This window comes from Klebsiella grimontii (assembly GCF_042137965.1).
GTDB classification, from domain to species: Bacteria; Pseudomonadota; Gammaproteobacteria; order Enterobacterales; family Enterobacteriaceae; genus Klebsiella; species Klebsiella grimontii.
This window is the reverse complement of the sequence record NZ_CP169721.1, coordinates 693,032-707,445: the sequence shown is the minus strand read 5'-3', so window position 1 is coordinate 707,445 and position 14,414 is coordinate 693,032. Positions and strand designations below refer to the sequence as shown.

Below are 14,414 nucleotides of genomic sequence, written 5' to 3'. Positions count from 1 at the left end.
TAATGAAAAAAGCAATCAGTTTTTTAGCATTATTAGCCTGCCTGTTTTCATTCCCTGCGTGGGCGGTTGACTGCTATCAAAATACCTATGGCGGCCCGGTGAGCGCAACGCTAACTCTCCCCCCATTCACCATCCCTAACGACATCCAGCTAGGGAAAAAGATATGGGAAAGCTCGGACATTAACATTACGGTTTACTGCGATAAAGCGAGCGAATGGTCTCCATCGAATCCCACAGAAAATATCTATGCGTGGATAAAGTTATCAGCTTTTAATAGCGGCGATGTGCTCAACAATCCCTATTTTACTTTTGGCGTAACATATGCCGGTGTCGATTATGAAGGCATTAATCAAGGGATCAACACCGGCGCCTGTCTTGATAGGATAGATCAGGCTCCAATCCCAAATGTCTATCATGATCCTGTATGTAATGGTTCGTCACTGCAAAAAAATATAACCTTTAACGCCCGCTTCCGCCTGTACGTTAAAATTGCAGCGATTCCTCCCGATAGCTCAACGGTCTATAATTTTGGCGATATTAACGTACTGCAATTTGATGGCCAAGGGGGAGCGAACCTGCTTAGCGACGCTAACAATTTACGTTACTATATTTCAGGGCTGGATAATATCCATATTCTGACCTGCACAGCATCAGTTAAGCTATATCCAGAAAATCAAACTGTTGATTTCGGAGCTATTTATAACTACGAAAAAAACATGCCGGTCCTGAAAAAAAACTTTAGTCTTTCAACTATTCGAGATCAAACTGCAGGCTGCACTGAACGATTTGATATTACTACCAGTTTCTATATTAATGAAAATCTCTACGATTCCACACATCTGGATATAGGGAACGGGCTATTATTAAATATCGTAGATGACACGGCTAATACTGATGTTCTTTTCAACCAATATATGCCTTTTACAACATATATACCCGGTGAACCTTCAACAGTAACGCATAACTATACCGCCGAACTCACTAAAAAACCGTCTGAATCTGTGGCCGATGGGCCATTCAGTAAAGATGTCATCATCAAGATAAATTATCAATAGTCATTAAAAATTTCATGACTGACAATAATAAAGCCGGGATAACCCGGCTTTATTATTTGGCGCAATGTCAGCGATCAGCTGGCTTTACGTTCGTGCTCACGACGGTAAGCCGCTAAATCTTCGATAGTGACCACAGCCATATTATGCTGCTGAGCAAACTCGATGCACTGCGGCGCGCGGGCCATAGAGCCATCATCGTTGGTCAGTTCGCACAGTACGCCAGCCGGTTTGAAACCTGCTAACGTCACCAGGTCGATAGTCGCTTCGGTATGGCCGCCGCGGGTCAACACGCCGCCCGGCTGCGCGCGCAGCGGGAAAACGTGGCCAGGACGGTTCAGGTCGGACGGCTTCGCGCCATCGGCAATCGCCGCACGCACGGTGGTCACGCGGTCAGCGGCGGAAACGCCGGTGGTCACGCCTTCAGCGGCTTCGATGGTCACGGTAAAACCGGTACCGTAGGCGCTGGTGTTGTTCTCAACCATCATTGGCAGGTCGAGCTGTTTACGGCGATCTTCCGTCAGGCACAGGCAAACAATACCGCTGCCGTGACGAATAGTCAGGGCCATTTGCTCAACGGTCATGGTTTCAGCGGCGAAAATCATATCGCCTTCGTTTTCACGATCTTCATCGTCAAGTACCATCACACCGCGGCCTTCGCGCAGTGCATCTAAAGCGTGTTCCACACGTTCAAAAGCGGTACCAAAAGAGGAAAGTAGCGTCTGATTCATGGTAAAAAAAACCTCATTAATTGTATGGTTACCAGAATCAGGGCAGTCTTAGGAGCGCCGGTTTAGCGGCAAAAGTCAACGCAAGCGGGCAGAAACCCGACTGAGCCGTTACTCTCTCCCATCCGGACTCTAACCGTCGGCCCCGGAATTACACCGGATCTGCTGACCTTTCTGCATTCACAGAAAGCGCTCGCGGGCTTTCAACGCTATGGTTGATTTACCGCCGGTGGGGAATTTCGCCCCGCCCTGAGAATAAGCAAAGTCACTATAACGCTATTGACTATCGTCGGCAATGCATAAGCTTCAAACATTTATGGTTTATAGGCACCGACGATCGCACTACAATGAGCCCATAACCGACCAGAGCAGGATACCACCATGATTGACCCGAAAAAAATTGAACAAATCGCCCGTCAGGTTCATGAATCGATGCCGAAAGGGCTCCGCGATCTGGGGGAAGACGTGGAGAAAAAAATTCGTCAGGTGCTCCAGTCGCAGTTAACTCGCCTGGACCTGGTAAGCCGCGAAGAGTTCGACGTGCAGACGCAGGTGCTGCTGCGCACGCGTGAAAAGCTGGCGCTGCTGGAGCAGCGTCTTAACGATCTGGAAAGCCGTTCGCTGAGCGCGTCGGCGACGCCTGACGCTGAAGAGAAGCAGTAAAAACAAGCAACGGGCCGCAAGGCCCGTTGTCATATCGGTAAGGTGGAAAGTTGATTAGTGCTCCAGCTCCGCTTCTGGCGTCATCGCGCTGTTCGCCTGCCGGCAGTAAAGCTCATAGCGTTGACAGAACCATTCACGATGCGCTTCATCCATATTGCCAACAATGGCCTGAAGATCGACGGGCTGACCTTGTGCGTTCATTCTGGCGAAACTCTGGGCCAGAAAATCAAAATTCTTCATTAAATACATATCGTTATTCTTCATACGCATACTCCTTCAGCCGTTGGTGTTCTGATTGGTCATATGCTTTTTACTTACTTCAGTATTTATCCTTACCTTAACGTTTTTTGTACGAAAAATGCGCCCAACATGGTGATTTATTGCGCCAAATCATTTATGCCGTCATTAAATAAAAAGAGGCCCGCGATTAGGCGATCGCGGGCCTCTTTTGCACTACTTTGTAGCGAAATCGTCGGTTATGCGGCGTTTAGCGCGATAATCCCGGATATACCGCCGCTACGGTGGGGAGAGAAAACATTACTGTTTGTTATCTTTCTGGATCTTCTTAATGATGTTGGTCGTCGAACAGCCGTCTTCGAAGTTGAGCACCAGCACCTCGCCGCCGTTTGCCCATACCTCTTCACTACCGGCAATCTGTTCCGGCTTATAGTCGCCGCCTTTCACCAGCAGATCCGGTAGAATGCCGGCAATCAGCCGCTGCGGTGTGTCCTCTTCAAAAGAGACCACCCAGTCGACGGCCTCCAGCGCGCCCAGCACGATCATACGCTGATCCAGCGCGTTGACCGGACGAGACTCGCCTTTCAGACGCTTCGTTGATGCGTCGCTGTTCACCGCCACAATCAGCCTGTCGCCCAGCTTGCGAGCGTTCGCCAGATAGGAAACGTGGCCCGCGTGTAAAATATCGAACACGCCGTTGGTCATCACCACTTTCTCGCCGCGCTTACGCGCCGCGGCGACCGCCAGCTTCAGCTCCTCTTCGCCCATCACGCCAAAACCGGTCTCTGAGCGCCCGCGCACCGCGTTCTCCAGTTCGATAGGCGAAACGGTAGAGGTACCGAGTTTACCCACCACGACGCCCGCCGCCGCGTTGGCAAAATAGCAGGCCTCTTCCAGCGTGTTGCCGGAAGCCAGCGTCGCCGCCAGCACGCCGATGACCGTGTCGCCCGCGCCGGTAACATCATAAACTTCCTGCGCCTGAGTAGGCATATGCAGCGGCGGCCGCCCAGGCTGCAGCAGCGTCATCCCCTGCTCGGAACGGGTCACCAGCAGCGCGGAGAGATCGAAATCGGCAATGATTTTCATCCCGCGCTCAACGATCTCTTCTTCATCCTTACATTTACCCGCTACCGCTTCAAACTCTGAGAGGTTAGGCGTCAGCAGGGTGGCGCCACGATAGCGTTCAAAATCCGTGCCTTTCGGGTCAATGAGCACCGGAACGCCCGCGTCGCGAGCCAGCTTAATCATGGTCTGAACGCTGGTCAGCGCGCCTTTGGCGTAATCAGAGAGTACCAGCGCGCCAATGGAGCCCAGCGCCTGCTGAATACGTTCGTGCATCGGCTGCGGGTCAACGCCGGAGAACCCTTCTTCAAAATCGAGACGAATCAGCTGCTGGTTACGCGACAGCACGCGCAGTTTGGTAATCGTCGGGTGCGTCGGGACGGAGACAAAATCGCACTTCACGTTAACGTCGGCCAGCGCCTTACTCAACGCGCGGGCGGCATCGTCAATCCCGGTCAGGCCAACGAGGCGAGAGGTCGCGCCGAGGGACGCAATGTTCATCGCCACGTTTGCCGCGCCGCCAGGACGTTCTTCGATATTTTCCACCTTCACCACCGGCACCGGCGCTTCCGGCGAAATGCGGCTGGTGGGACCATACCAGTAGCGGTCCAGCATCACATCGCCAACCACCAACACTCCTGCACGTTCAAACTCTGGCAGCGTTACTTTCATTCCTCTCTCCTGCGAGACGCAAACTTTGCGCGCGATAATAGCACACCCGGTTTTTTAGTTAAGCCATCAACCACTTCTGCCAGCTGGCGCTGACCTGTTCACGCTCCTCGCTAAACGCCTCTGGCGCCACGTGCCCCGGCTGTTCCTGCAGCGCCAGGTGATGTAGCGCATCGCGCAGCGTAGTGTAAGCGTGAGTTAACGCCCTCGCCTCTCCCTCGTCCATAATGTCATTCTGCGCCAGCAGTTCCAGAATACGGACGTTATCGGACCAGCGCGTGAGCTTCGGTTTATCACTGGCATAGCGTAGGACCAGATACTGGGTAATAAATTCAATATCGGTGATCCCCCCGGCATCGGCTTTAATATCAAAGCGATCGGGATGCTTATTCCCCAGATGAGCGCGCATTTTTTCACGCATTTCCCGCACTTCGGTTTGCAGTTTTTCGCCTTCCCGCGGGGCGGTGAGAATATCCCGACGAATCGCGTCAAAGCGCGCCTGTAGCTCAGGATCGCCGTACACCACGCGGGCGCGAACCAGCGCCTGATGCTCCCAGGTCCATGCCTCGTTTTGTTGATAATCAGCAAAGGAATCGGCGGTAGTCACCAGCATGCCCGCCGCGCCAGAAGGACGTAAGCGAGCGTCCACTTCGTACAGAATGCCCGACGAGGTGCGGGTGCTGAAAAGATGCATGATGCGCTGCGCCAGGCGCAGATAAAACTGCCGACCGTCGATTTCGCGCTCGCCGTCGGTCATCACCTCCATCGGACAATCGTGGAGGAATACCAGGTCGAGATCGGAACTGTAGCCCAGCTCCCAGCCTCCCAACTTGCCGTAGCCGACCACCGCAAAACCGCGCCCCTGGCGCTCGTGAAGGTGCGTCGGCTGCCCGTAGCGGGCCACCATCTGCAGCCAGGCCTGCTGGACGACCGCATCAATCATCGCCTCCGCCAGCCAGGTCAAGTGATCGCTCACTTTCATCACCGGCAGGGTTCCGGCGATATCCGCCGCGGCAATATGCAGCAGCTGCGCCTGCTTAAACTGGCGAAGCGCCTCCAGCTGCTGCTCTTCATCCTCTTCCGGTACGCGCAGCAGATACTGCCGAAGCTCGTCGCGATAGGCATCGGTGGCCGTCGGCTGATAAAGCGTATTCGGGTCCAGCAGCTCGTCCAGCAGCAGCGGGTGACGGGCCAGCTGGCTGGCGACCATCGGCGATGCGGCGCACAGGCTAATCAGGTGCTTTAGCGCGCCGGGGAACTCGCTCAGCAGCTCCAGGTAGGTTGTACGGGTGACAATTCCGGTCAGCAGCGGCGTGATGCGCGCCAGCGGCACCGGGGCATCGGCGCGCGAACAGATTTCGCTAAGCAGATGCGGCATGAGCTGATCGAGCACCTGACGGCCGCGCGGACCAATCGTCCGCCGATCCAGCTCTTTACGAAAATCGGCGATCAGCGCCAGCACGCTGCGGCGATCGTTATCAGCAAGATGCGCCAGCGCCGGGCTGGTATCGTCCTCCTGCAGCGCGTCCTGCCACAGTTCGCGCCAGTACTCTTCAAGCTGTTCATCCGGCGACTGCGTTTCATCGTCGCCGATCAGTTCATTAAACACGCGCCGCACGTTGGCCATCTGCTCCGCCAGCCGCGCGCTGAGCGTCTCCCAGTCGGCAGCGCCCATCCCCCAAGCCAGCCGGGCGCGATTAAGCTCATCCTGCGGCAGAGTTTGCGTCTGCTCATCGTTGATACTCTGCAGCAGGTTTTCGAGGCGTCGCAAAAACAGATAGGCTTCGCGCAGCCTCTGCGCATCGCCTTCCGGCAGCAGGTGCAGCTCCTCGATGGCGGCCAGCGTCGGCAGCAGGGCCCGCTGTTGCAGCATCGGCTCGCGACCGCCGCGAATCAGTTGAAAGACCTGGACGATAAACTCCACTTCGCGGATACCGCCCGCGCCGAGCTTGATATTATCCTTCAGACCCCGGCGGCGCACCTCGCGGGCAATCATTCCCTTCATATTACGCAGGGACTGAATCACGCTGAAATCAATATAACGGCGGAAGACAAATGGCCGCAGCATAGCGCGCAGCTCGCCGGCATAAACACCATCGTTCTCGCCCATGATGCGCGCTTTCACCATCGCATAGCGCTCCCAGTCGCGCCCCTGCTCCTGGTAATAATCTTCCAGCGCGGCAAAGCTCAGCACCAGCGGGCCGCTGTCGCCAAACGGGCGCAGGCGCATATCCACGCGGTAGACAAAGCCATCCTGGGTGGGCTGATCCAGCACCTTAATCAGGCGCTGTCCGAGACGGGTAAAAAACTGCGCGTTATCCAGCTCGCGACGGCCGCCGCGGGTGGAGCCGTGCTCCGGCCAGGCGAAAATCAGATCGATGTCGGAGGAGAAATTCAGCTCGCCGCCGCCGAGCTTGCCCATGCCGAGGATCAGCAGCGGCTGAGCTGAACCTTCCGCATTACACGGCGTCCCCCATTCGCGGCAGCAGGCGGCGTAAAGCCAGTCGCGCGCGGCGACGATTAAGGTCTCCGCCAGCGCGCTGAGCTGCTGTAGACTGCTCTCTTCGCTGACCAGCGATAGCGCCTGGGCCCAGGCGATGCGCACCATAATCCAGCGGCGAAACTGCCGCAGCTCGCGCATCAGCGCGGCCTCATCATTGACCTCGGCCAGGCGAACCTGCAGCCACTCGGCATAGTGATGCCACTCCAGCGCCTCGGGAGGCGCACTTTCAAGCTCCGCCAGCCACTGCGGCTGCGCGATCAGACTCTGCGCGACAAAATCGCTGAAGGCCATAACCGATTGCGCCCGTTCGCTCAACGTCGATACGGGAAAATCCGCTGGCAGTCGGTCTATGACCGTCTGCCAGTGCTGCTGTAACTGCGAAGAAAGCGGCATCTTAGGGGCTCCCTGGCCTGAAATTATCGTTTTCCACTATGCAGCCAGAACGGCTCCGCTGCCAGCGCCTGGCGACGAAAATATTCGATAACGCTACTGTCGTTATGCGCAATCGCCCGGCGGGTCTCTTGCCAGTTTTCCAGCCACGGCCCGGCGACGTCGAGATAGGCTCCGGATAACAGTTGAACGGTGTCAATTTCGCGGGTCAGGCGCGGAAGCTGATCGACATAACCGTCAGCGGACGGCTGGCGGAAGGCGTTTTTCAGCTCCGCCGCCGCTCTGGAGAGCTGAATATCCGCGAAGCGTTTAAACGATCCGGCAATCTTCTGTTCCCCGGCGGCGTTCAGGAAAGGACGCCAGCCGCGGTTTACCAGCAGATCGGTGAGCGTCAGCTTCGCTCTGACGGTCGCCACGCTGAAAAGCGCCGCCTGGGCCGTTTCGGCCTCCGCCAGCGCCGTTTCGGCTTCGTTCAGACGCTCACGCAGCAGCGTGGTGGCCTTGCGCGGGACAATGCCGCCAAACAGCACCAGCGCATGCCGCACGCGGGCGATGGCGTGCAGAATCTCCGCTTTCGCTTTCGCATTGCCGCGATTGAGGAGTTCATCATGATACAGCCAGTGCGCGAGCGCGCTTTCCAGCGCCGCTTCCAGTGCCTGTTCGACGCTGGCCTTCGGCGCGACGCGAAGGATAGACAACGCGGTGAGCGGACGTTCTTCATTGCCCTGCGCCAGATGATAACCGCGCGCCGCCTTGCTCAGACTACCCTGGCGCAGTACGCCGGTATCCAGCAGGCGACGGGCAAGGGTCAGAATGTCCTGCGTTTTACCGGACAGCAGTTCCAGCTCCAGTTCACAAATCGGCTCCTGGTGTTCACCGGCTTTGACTGCGCCGCGGTCGAGCGCGATTTCAATTTCGCTATCGCCGTCCTTTACAACCCATCTTTCACGCGCAAAATCAGTGCTGAAAAGCGGCTGTACGTTCTGTGCGAGCTCCGCCGGCAGTTCTCCCTGCGGCCAGACCTCAGCCGGCAGTTTCTCCAGCGCCAGCTCCGGCGTGTCCAGCGGAATGTTGTATTCCGGACGCTGATGCAGGCCGCCGACGACGCGCCCGGCGATTTTCAGCGTCATTTCATAGCGTCCCTGGTCGCCGCGAATGCGCAGCCCCATGTCGTGGCGGCGCAGCCAGTTATCCGCCGTTTCATAGTAAATATTCAGCAATTGACCCGCGGGCGTATGCTTTGCCTCCAGCGTGTTGAGGTGCTGACGCAGCGCGTCAACGCCATCCTGAGCGACGATAAACTTTAATTCGATTTCTTGAGCCATGACTGAATTCTTCCGCTTATATGCTGTGCCGGGAAATTGCGGCGAACTAACAACGATATTTCTTGTCAGTAAATAGTATTTTGCGGCGAATCGCCATGCAATGCGCATTTTGCCGGGCCACCTCCTGGATGATTCCGATTGTGGCGGAAAACTTTGCGTCGCTTCGGCGATGCCACTACTATCGTTCAACTTTTTATGACCAAACGATGACCTGATGCCTAAATTACGCCTTATTACATTGACTTTGCTGGCGCTGAGCGCCGCCACGGCGGTTCACGCGGAAGAAAAACGTTACGTTTCAGATGAACTGAATACCTGGATGCGCAGCGGTCCGGGCGATAACTATCGTCTCGTGGGCACCATCAACGCCGGTGAGGAAGTCGCGGTGCTGCAAACCAACGACAGCACGAACTATGCTCAGGTACGCGACGGCAGCGGCCGTACAGCCTGGATCCCCCTGAAAGAGCTGAGCAACGAGCCCAGCCTGCGCACCCGCGTGCCGGATCTGGAAAACCAGGTCAAAACCCTGACCGACAAACTGAACAATATCGACACCACCTGGAACCAGCGCACGGCGGACATGCAGAAGAAAGTCGCCGGTAGCGACGCCGTTATCAACGGCCTGAAAGAAGAGAACCAAAAGCTGAAAAATGAGCTGGTTGTCGCGCAGAAAAAGGTAAACGCCGCGAATCTGCAGCTTGATGACAAACAGCGCACCATTATCATGCAGTGGTTTATGTACGGCGGCGGCGTGCTGGGCGTCGGCCTGATCCTCGGACTGGTGTTGCCGCACCTGGTACCGAGCCGCAAACGCAAAGACCGTTGGATGAACTAATTCGTCTTCTCTGCCAGACTTACGTATCATCGTAAGAAAATGAAGACGGGAGAGTAAGGCGTGAAGGTTTATCTGGTCGGTGGTGCAGTACGAGATGCGTTATTAAGGCTACCGGTTAAAGACAAAGATTGGGTCGTGGTTGGCGCCACGCCTCAGCAACTTCTCGACGCGGGCTACCAGCAGGTAGGCCGTGATTTTCCCGTGTTCCTTCATCCGCAAAGCCGCGAAGAGTATGCCCTGGCGCGTACCGAGCGCAAGTCAGGTTCCGGTTACACCGGCTTTACCTGCTATGCCGCAGCCGACGTTACCCTTGAACAAGATCTGCTGCGCCGCGATCTGACGATCAATGCGCTGGCCCAGGACGCCGACGGCCAGATTATCGATCCCTACGGCGGCCAGACTGACTTACGCCAGCGCCTGTTGCGCCACGTCTCGCCCGCTTTTAGCGAGGATCCGCTACGCGTCCTGCGCGTGGCGCGCTTTGCCGCCCGCTACGCGCACCTGGGTTTCCGCATCGCCGATGAAACCATGGCGCTGATGCGCGCGATGGCCGATGCCGGCGAGCTGGCGCACCTCACGCCTGAGCGGGTGTGGAAAGAGACGGAAAGCGCCCTTGCCACCCGCAACCCGCAGGTCTTCTTCCAGACACTACGCGACTGCCGGGCGCTCAAGGTGCTGTTCCCGGAAGTCGACGCCCTTTATGGCGTACCTGCTCCGGCGAAATGGCACCCGGAAATCGACACTGGTCTGCACACGCTGATGACCGTCACCATGGCGGCGATGCTCTCTCCGGAAGTGGATGTCCGTTTTGCCACGCTATGCCACGACCTGGGGAAAGGGCTAACGCCGAAAGCGCTCTGGCCCCGCCATCATGGTCACGGCCCGGCGGGGGTTAAGCTGGTCGAGCAGCTCTGCGCCCGTCTGCGAGTACCGAACGACATTCGCGACCTGGCTAAGCTGGTCGCCGAATTTCACGATCTGATTCATACGCTCCCCATCCTGCAGCCGAAAACGCTGGTCAAGCTGTTCGATAATATCGACGCCTGGCGCAAGCCGCATCGTGTCAGGCAAATCGCCTTAACCAGCGAGGCCGACGTGCGCGGGCGCACCGGCTTTGAAGCCTGCGATTATCCGCAGGGACGCCTGCTGCTGGAAGCCTGGGAAGTTGCCCGGTCGGTTTCAACAAAAGAGGTGTTGGCGGAAGGTTTTCAGGGCGTTGAGATTCGTGAAGAGCTAACGCGTCGGCGAATTCAGGCCGTCGCCCGCTGGAAAGAAAAGCGTTGCCCTCAGCCGCGCGACTGAGGGCGGGCGCTTAGAAGAAGACCACGTAGACCGCTGCCGCGACGATAAAGCGGTAAATGGCGAACGGGATAAACGAAATACGTTTAATCAGCTGCAGGAAGGTTTTAATCGCAATCAGCGCAACGATAAACGCCGTGACAAAACCGACGGCAAACATCGGAATATCGCTGGCGTTGAGGAACCCAATGCTCTTGTACATATCCAGTACGGTTGCGCCCATCATCATCGGCACCGCCAGCAGGAACGAGAACTCAGAGGCCGCATAGCGGCTTACACCCATCAGCATCCCGCCGGAAATCGTCGCTCCGGAACGCGAGAAGCCCGGCCATAGCGCCAGACACTGGAAGCAGCCGATGACGAACGCCTGACGATAGGTCATATCATCAATGCCCACCGCGCGCGGCTGTTTTGGCTTCAGCACTTCCGCCGCGATCAGCAGCACGCCGCCCACAATCAGCGCATACATCACGTTAATCGGGTTAAACAGCGACTTGATGGTATCGTGGAAAATTAGCCCCAGCACCACCGCCGGGACCATCCCCAAGAGAATATGAATAAGCGACAGGCGACCGCTGCCCTGGCCTTCATGTTCGGGCTTTTTACCAAAATGAATGCCGATAAGGCCAAACAGACGGCGCCAGAACATCACCACAACGGCCAGAATGGAACCAAGCTGAATCACTACTTCAAAAGTATTTGCGGTATCGCCTTCAAAACCCAGCAGATGACCGACAATAATCATATGACCAGTACTGGAGACAGGTAAAAACTCTGTCAAACCCTCAACCACACCCAATATTGCCGCTATCAGCAGCGAGTGTATATCGCTCATCCAATTAAACCCTTTAAAAAGTAAAATGAAAAAAACCAGGAACGAAGAACCGAGCTATCAGGCGTGCTTATTTGGCCACAGACAGCGCGCAGAAAACTGAGCGTACAGGTTGTACGCAAGGATTTCGAGCGCTGTTCAGGAACAAAACGGCAAATAGCATAGCCTGATAGCCGGATTCTATGACCGGTATAAACACGCTTTGTTTAACGAGTATGACCTGAAAAGTTTTGTTTCAGATTAAGGCCACGTTCAATAATGACGCCAACGTTGGCCGCTCGCGCTACCGCGCCGGGCTTGCTGACTTTAATACGTACCCATGGCGATTGAAACTTTTCCAGCAGCAGGTCGGCGATCTCTTCCGCCACGCGCTCCACCAGCGCAAAGCGCGCTCCCTCAACGTGGTTGATCACCAGCTCGCTGATATCAGCATAGCTGAGGCAATCGCTGACATCATCGCTGGCCGCCGCTTTGCGGTTATCCCACGCCATTTCGATATCGAACACCAGCTTCTGTTCGATGGTTTGTTCCCAGTCGTAAACACCAATTGTGGTGATTACCGAAAGTTGCTCTATAAATACAATATCCATCACGACCCGCCTGCTTTTTGACTAAACCGGATACCACTTCTGACCAATTATGCGTATTATCCACAGATGCAAAGACATCCCCTAAATAATTTGCGTTGCAGTAAGACCGCGACGCGGCAAGGCTCCAGGCGCACGGCGTTGCGATGCGTCCGGGCGGGCCAACGCGCCGACAGCGCTGGGGATAAACCAACTCTTTCTAAATGGAACAGCTGATGAGTGCAATCGCGCCTGGACTGGTTATCCTCGCCTACCTCTGCGGCTCAATCTCCAGCGCCATTCTCGTTTGCCGCCTCGCTGGCCTTCCTGACCCTCGCGACAGCGGCTCCGGCAATCCTGGGGCGACGAACGTCCTGCGAATTGGCGGCAAAGGCGCAGCCGTAGCGGTACTGATTTTTGATGTACTGAAAGGCATGCTGCCGGTCTGGGGCGCGTGGGCGCTAGGCCTGACCCCGTTCTGGCTCGGTCTGGTGGCGATTGCCGCCTGCGTGGGCCATATCTGGCCGGTATTTTTTAACTTCCGCGGTGGTAAAGGCGTGGCGACCGCCTTCGGCGCCATTGCCCCAATCGGCTGGGATCTTACCGGCGTAATGGCCGGAACCTGGCTGCTGACGATTCTGCTCAGCGGCTACTCCTCTCTTGGGGCCATCGTGAGCGCGCTGATTGCGCCCTTCTATGTCTGGTGGTTCAAACCGCAGTACACTTTCCCCGTTTCGATGCTGTCGTGCCTGATCCTGCTGCGCCATCATGACAACATTCAGCGTTTGTGGCGTCGTCAGGAAACCCGAATCTGGTCTCGTTTCAAAAAGAAGAAAAAAGCGCCGGAGCAGAAATAACCTTTGCTTCGCCGCAAGGCGGCAATGAGCTTACTCCAGTCAGTGATTCGGGCGAGCGACAAATCTGCCGGGAGCAGATTTGAACGTCGCTTGCGACGGCCCGCCAGGGCGAGGCCCATGGATGGGCCGAGTAGCCCGTAGCCAACGCCGCTGCGGCTCGAAGTATGACGGGCATAAGCTTTTCATATGATCGGGATGATTGCCCCCCGATCAATACTCTTCGCTGCTGTTTTATCTTGATTTTGCAGGGGCGCGACATTGCACGGCACCGTGTTAGCACAGAATAAAAAAGGCTGGCAGGCCACGCTGGACCTCCAGTTTCAATTTCTCGGCGGGAAAACCACGCTCGCCTCCCGTCGCCATGTCGGTCCCCTCACCGTTCAGCGCCCGTTTTATCCCGAAGCAGAGACCTGCCACCTCTATCTGCTTCATCCGCCCGGCGGCATCGTCGGCGGCGATGAGCTCACCATTAGCGCGACCATTGATGCCGATTGCCATACCCTGATCACCATGCCCGGCGCCAGCAAGTTTTATCGCAGCAGCGGCGCGCAGGCGCGGCTTCAGCAAACCCTGACGCTGGCCGAAAACTCGACGCTCGAGTGGCTGCCGCAGGACGCGATCTTCTTTCCCGGCGCCAACGCCGCTTTGTCTACCGCCTTTCATCTCGCCGCCTCCAGCACGCTGCTGGCCTGGGACCTGCTGTGCCTTGGCCGACCGGTTATCGGCGAAGCTTTTAGCCACGGCGCGCTCGCCAATCGGCTGGAAGTGTGGGTCGACGGCTCTCCGCTGCTGATTGAGCGCCTGAGCCTGGCCGATGGACAGCTGGCCTGCGTCGCGCAGCAGCCGTGGGTGGGAACGATGCTGTTCTACCCGGCGAACGAAACGCTGCTGGAAGGCGTACGCGAAAAGCTTACGCCGCTGGCAAATTACGCCGGCGCTACGCTCACCGACGGCCTGCTAGCGGTACGTTTTTTAAGCGATGATAATCTGCTTTGCCAGCGGGCGATGCGCGATATCTGGCAATTCATGCGCCCGCATCTGACCGGCAAATCTCCGGTACTTCCCCGAATCTGGCTGACTTAAGAGAACGCTATGGAACTGACACCCAGAGAAAAAGACAAGCTGTTGCTGTTTACCGCCGCACTGGTGGCGGAGCGTCGCCTGGCCCGCGGCCTGAAGCTCAACTATCCCGAATCCGTGGCCCTGATTAGCGCCTTTATTATGGAAGGCGCGCGCGATGGCAAAAGCGTCGCCGAGCTGATGGAAGAGGGACGCCACGTCCTGAGCCGTGACCAGGTCATGGAAGGCGTGCCGGAAATGATCCCCGATATCCAGGTCGAAGCCACCTTCCCGGACGGCTCGAAGCTGGTCACCGTTCATAATCCGATAATCTGAG

14 protein-coding genes, 2 pseudogenes and 1 riboswitch are annotated in these 14,414 nt (G+C 56.7%); of the genes and pseudogenes, 8 read left to right on the top strand and 8 right to left on the bottom strand.

Annotation, left to right across the window (positions count from 1 at the left end; translation table 11 throughout):
- Nucleotides 1–2 precede the first annotated feature (2 nt).
- Nucleotides 3–1,055 carry a hypothetical protein gene (locus ACE3MN_RS03425; protein WP_004135730.1) on the top strand — a complete coding sequence of 351 codons (1,053 nt, stop codon included), beginning with the start codon at nt 3–5 and terminating at the stop codon, nt 1,053–1,055.
- 74 nt (nt 1,056–1,129) lie between these two features.
- Here the strand turns inward: ACE3MN_RS03425 and ribB are convergent, their stop codons facing one another.
- Complete coding sequence (gene ribB, locus ACE3MN_RS03420) at nt 1,130–1,783, bottom strand: 3,4-dihydroxy-2-butanone-4-phosphate synthase (protein WP_004125315.1); 654 nt, start codon at nt 1,781–1,783, stop codon at nt 1,130–1,132.
- A gap of 106 nt (nt 1,784–1,889) precedes the next feature.
- Nucleotides 1,890–2,041: riboswitch (FMN riboswitch) on the bottom strand.
- Between the two features lie 120 nt (nt 2,042–2,161).
- Between ribB and ubiK the strand changes: the two genes are divergently transcribed.
- On the top strand, nt 2,162–2,443 hold the full coding sequence (gene ubiK / locus ACE3MN_RS03415) for a ubiquinone biosynthesis accessory factor UbiK (protein WP_004135727.1): 282 nt from the start codon (nt 2,162–2,164) through the stop codon (nt 2,441–2,443).
- 54 nt (nt 2,444–2,497) lie between these two features.
- Here ubiK and glgS read toward each other — a convergent pair whose 3' ends face one another.
- Entirely contained in the window at nt 2,498–2,707 is a 210-nt protein-coding gene (gene glgS / locus ACE3MN_RS03410) for a cell surface composition regulator GlgS (protein WP_004135725.1), read from the bottom strand.
- Between glgS and ACE3MN_RS03405 the strand changes: the two are divergent.
- Nucleotides 2,699–2,839: pseudogene (locus ACE3MN_RS03405) on the top strand (hypothetical protein); the annotation flags it as partial. The gene glgS and the pseudogene ACE3MN_RS03405 overlap by 9 nt on opposite strands.
- Nucleotides 2,840–2,980: 141 nt before the next feature.
- On the opposite strand, the gene hldE reads toward ACE3MN_RS03405, so the two are convergent.
- From hldE to ACE3MN_RS03390, 3 genes are read right to left on the bottom strand one after another with little or no spacing between them, the layout of a single operon-like run.
- The gene (gene hldE, locus ACE3MN_RS03400) at nt 2,981–4,414 is read right to left on the bottom strand and encodes a bifunctional D-glycero-beta-D-manno-heptose-7-phosphate kinase/D-glycero-beta-D-manno-heptose 1-phosphate adenylyltransferase HldE (protein ID WP_102650086.1); all 1,434 of its coding nucleotides are present in this window, start codon (nt 4,412–4,414) and stop codon (nt 2,981–2,983) included.
- A gap of 58 nt (nt 4,415–4,472) precedes the next feature.
- Nucleotides 4,473–7,307, bottom strand: a complete 2,835-nt coding sequence (glnE, locus tag ACE3MN_RS03395; RefSeq protein ID WP_102650085.1) for a bifunctional [glutamate--ammonia ligase]-adenylyl-L-tyrosine phosphorylase/[glutamate--ammonia-ligase] adenylyltransferase — start codon at nt 7,305–7,307, stop codon at nt 4,473–4,475.
- Nucleotides 7,308–7,330: 23 nt separating this feature from the next.
- Complete coding sequence (locus ACE3MN_RS03390) at nt 7,331–8,629, bottom strand: inorganic triphosphatase (RefSeq protein ID WP_102650084.1); 1,299 nt, start codon at nt 8,627–8,629, stop codon at nt 7,331–7,333.
- A gap of 214 nt (nt 8,630–8,843) precedes the next feature.
- On the opposite strand from ACE3MN_RS03390, the gene ACE3MN_RS03385 reads away from it, so the two are divergent.
- Nucleotides 8,844–9,464, top strand: a complete 621-nt coding sequence (locus ACE3MN_RS03385; RefSeq protein WP_102650083.1) for a TIGR04211 family SH3 domain-containing protein — start codon at nt 8,844–8,846, stop codon at nt 9,462–9,464.
- A gap of 60 nt (nt 9,465–9,524) precedes the next feature.
- Complete coding sequence (locus ACE3MN_RS03380) at nt 9,525–10,766, top strand: multifunctional CCA addition/repair protein (protein ID WP_024358688.1); 1,242 nt, start codon at nt 9,525–9,527, stop codon at nt 10,764–10,766.
- 10 nt (nt 10,767–10,776) lie between these two features.
- Here the strand turns inward: ACE3MN_RS03380 and bacA are convergent, their stop codons facing one another.
- Nucleotides 10,777–11,598 (bottom strand): undecaprenyl-diphosphate phosphatase, encoded by an 822-nt coding sequence (gene bacA / locus ACE3MN_RS03375; RefSeq protein WP_004135718.1) that lies wholly within the window; start codon nt 11,596–11,598, stop codon nt 10,777–10,779.
- Nucleotides 11,599–11,801: 203 nt separating this feature from the next.
- A complete protein-coding gene (gene folB, locus ACE3MN_RS03370; RefSeq protein ID WP_004135716.1) occupies nt 11,802–12,185 on the bottom strand; it encodes a bifunctional dihydroneopterin aldolase/7,8-dihydroneopterin epimerase in 384 nt (127 codons plus the stop codon).
- A gap of 212 nt (nt 12,186–12,397) precedes the next feature.
- Here folB and plsY point away from each other — a divergent pair, with 212 nt between their 5' ends.
- Nucleotides 12,398–13,018 (top strand): glycerol-3-phosphate 1-O-acyltransferase PlsY, encoded by a 621-nt coding sequence (plsY, locus tag ACE3MN_RS03365; protein ID WP_004125351.1) that lies wholly within the window; start codon nt 12,398–12,400, stop codon nt 13,016–13,018.
- 185 nt (nt 13,019–13,203) lie between these two features.
- On the opposite strand, the pseudogene ACE3MN_RS03360 reads toward plsY, so the two are convergent.
- Nucleotides 13,204–13,287: pseudogene (locus tag ACE3MN_RS03360) on the bottom strand (short-chain dehydrogenase); the annotation flags it as partial.
- Between ACE3MN_RS03360 and ACE3MN_RS03355 the strand changes: the two are divergent.
- Nucleotides 13,277–14,101, top strand: coding sequence for an urease accessory protein UreD (locus ACE3MN_RS03355; protein ID WP_024358690.1), 825 nt, complete (start codon nt 13,277–13,279; stop codon nt 14,099–14,101). The pseudogene ACE3MN_RS03360 and the gene ACE3MN_RS03355 overlap by 11 nt on opposite strands.
- Nucleotides 14,102–14,110: 9 nt before the next feature.
- Nucleotides 14,111–14,413 (top strand): urease subunit gamma, encoded by a 303-nt coding sequence (locus tag ACE3MN_RS03350; RefSeq protein ID WP_004125356.1) that lies wholly within the window; start codon nt 14,111–14,113, stop codon nt 14,411–14,413.
- Nucleotide 14,414: the final 1 nt, after the last annotated feature.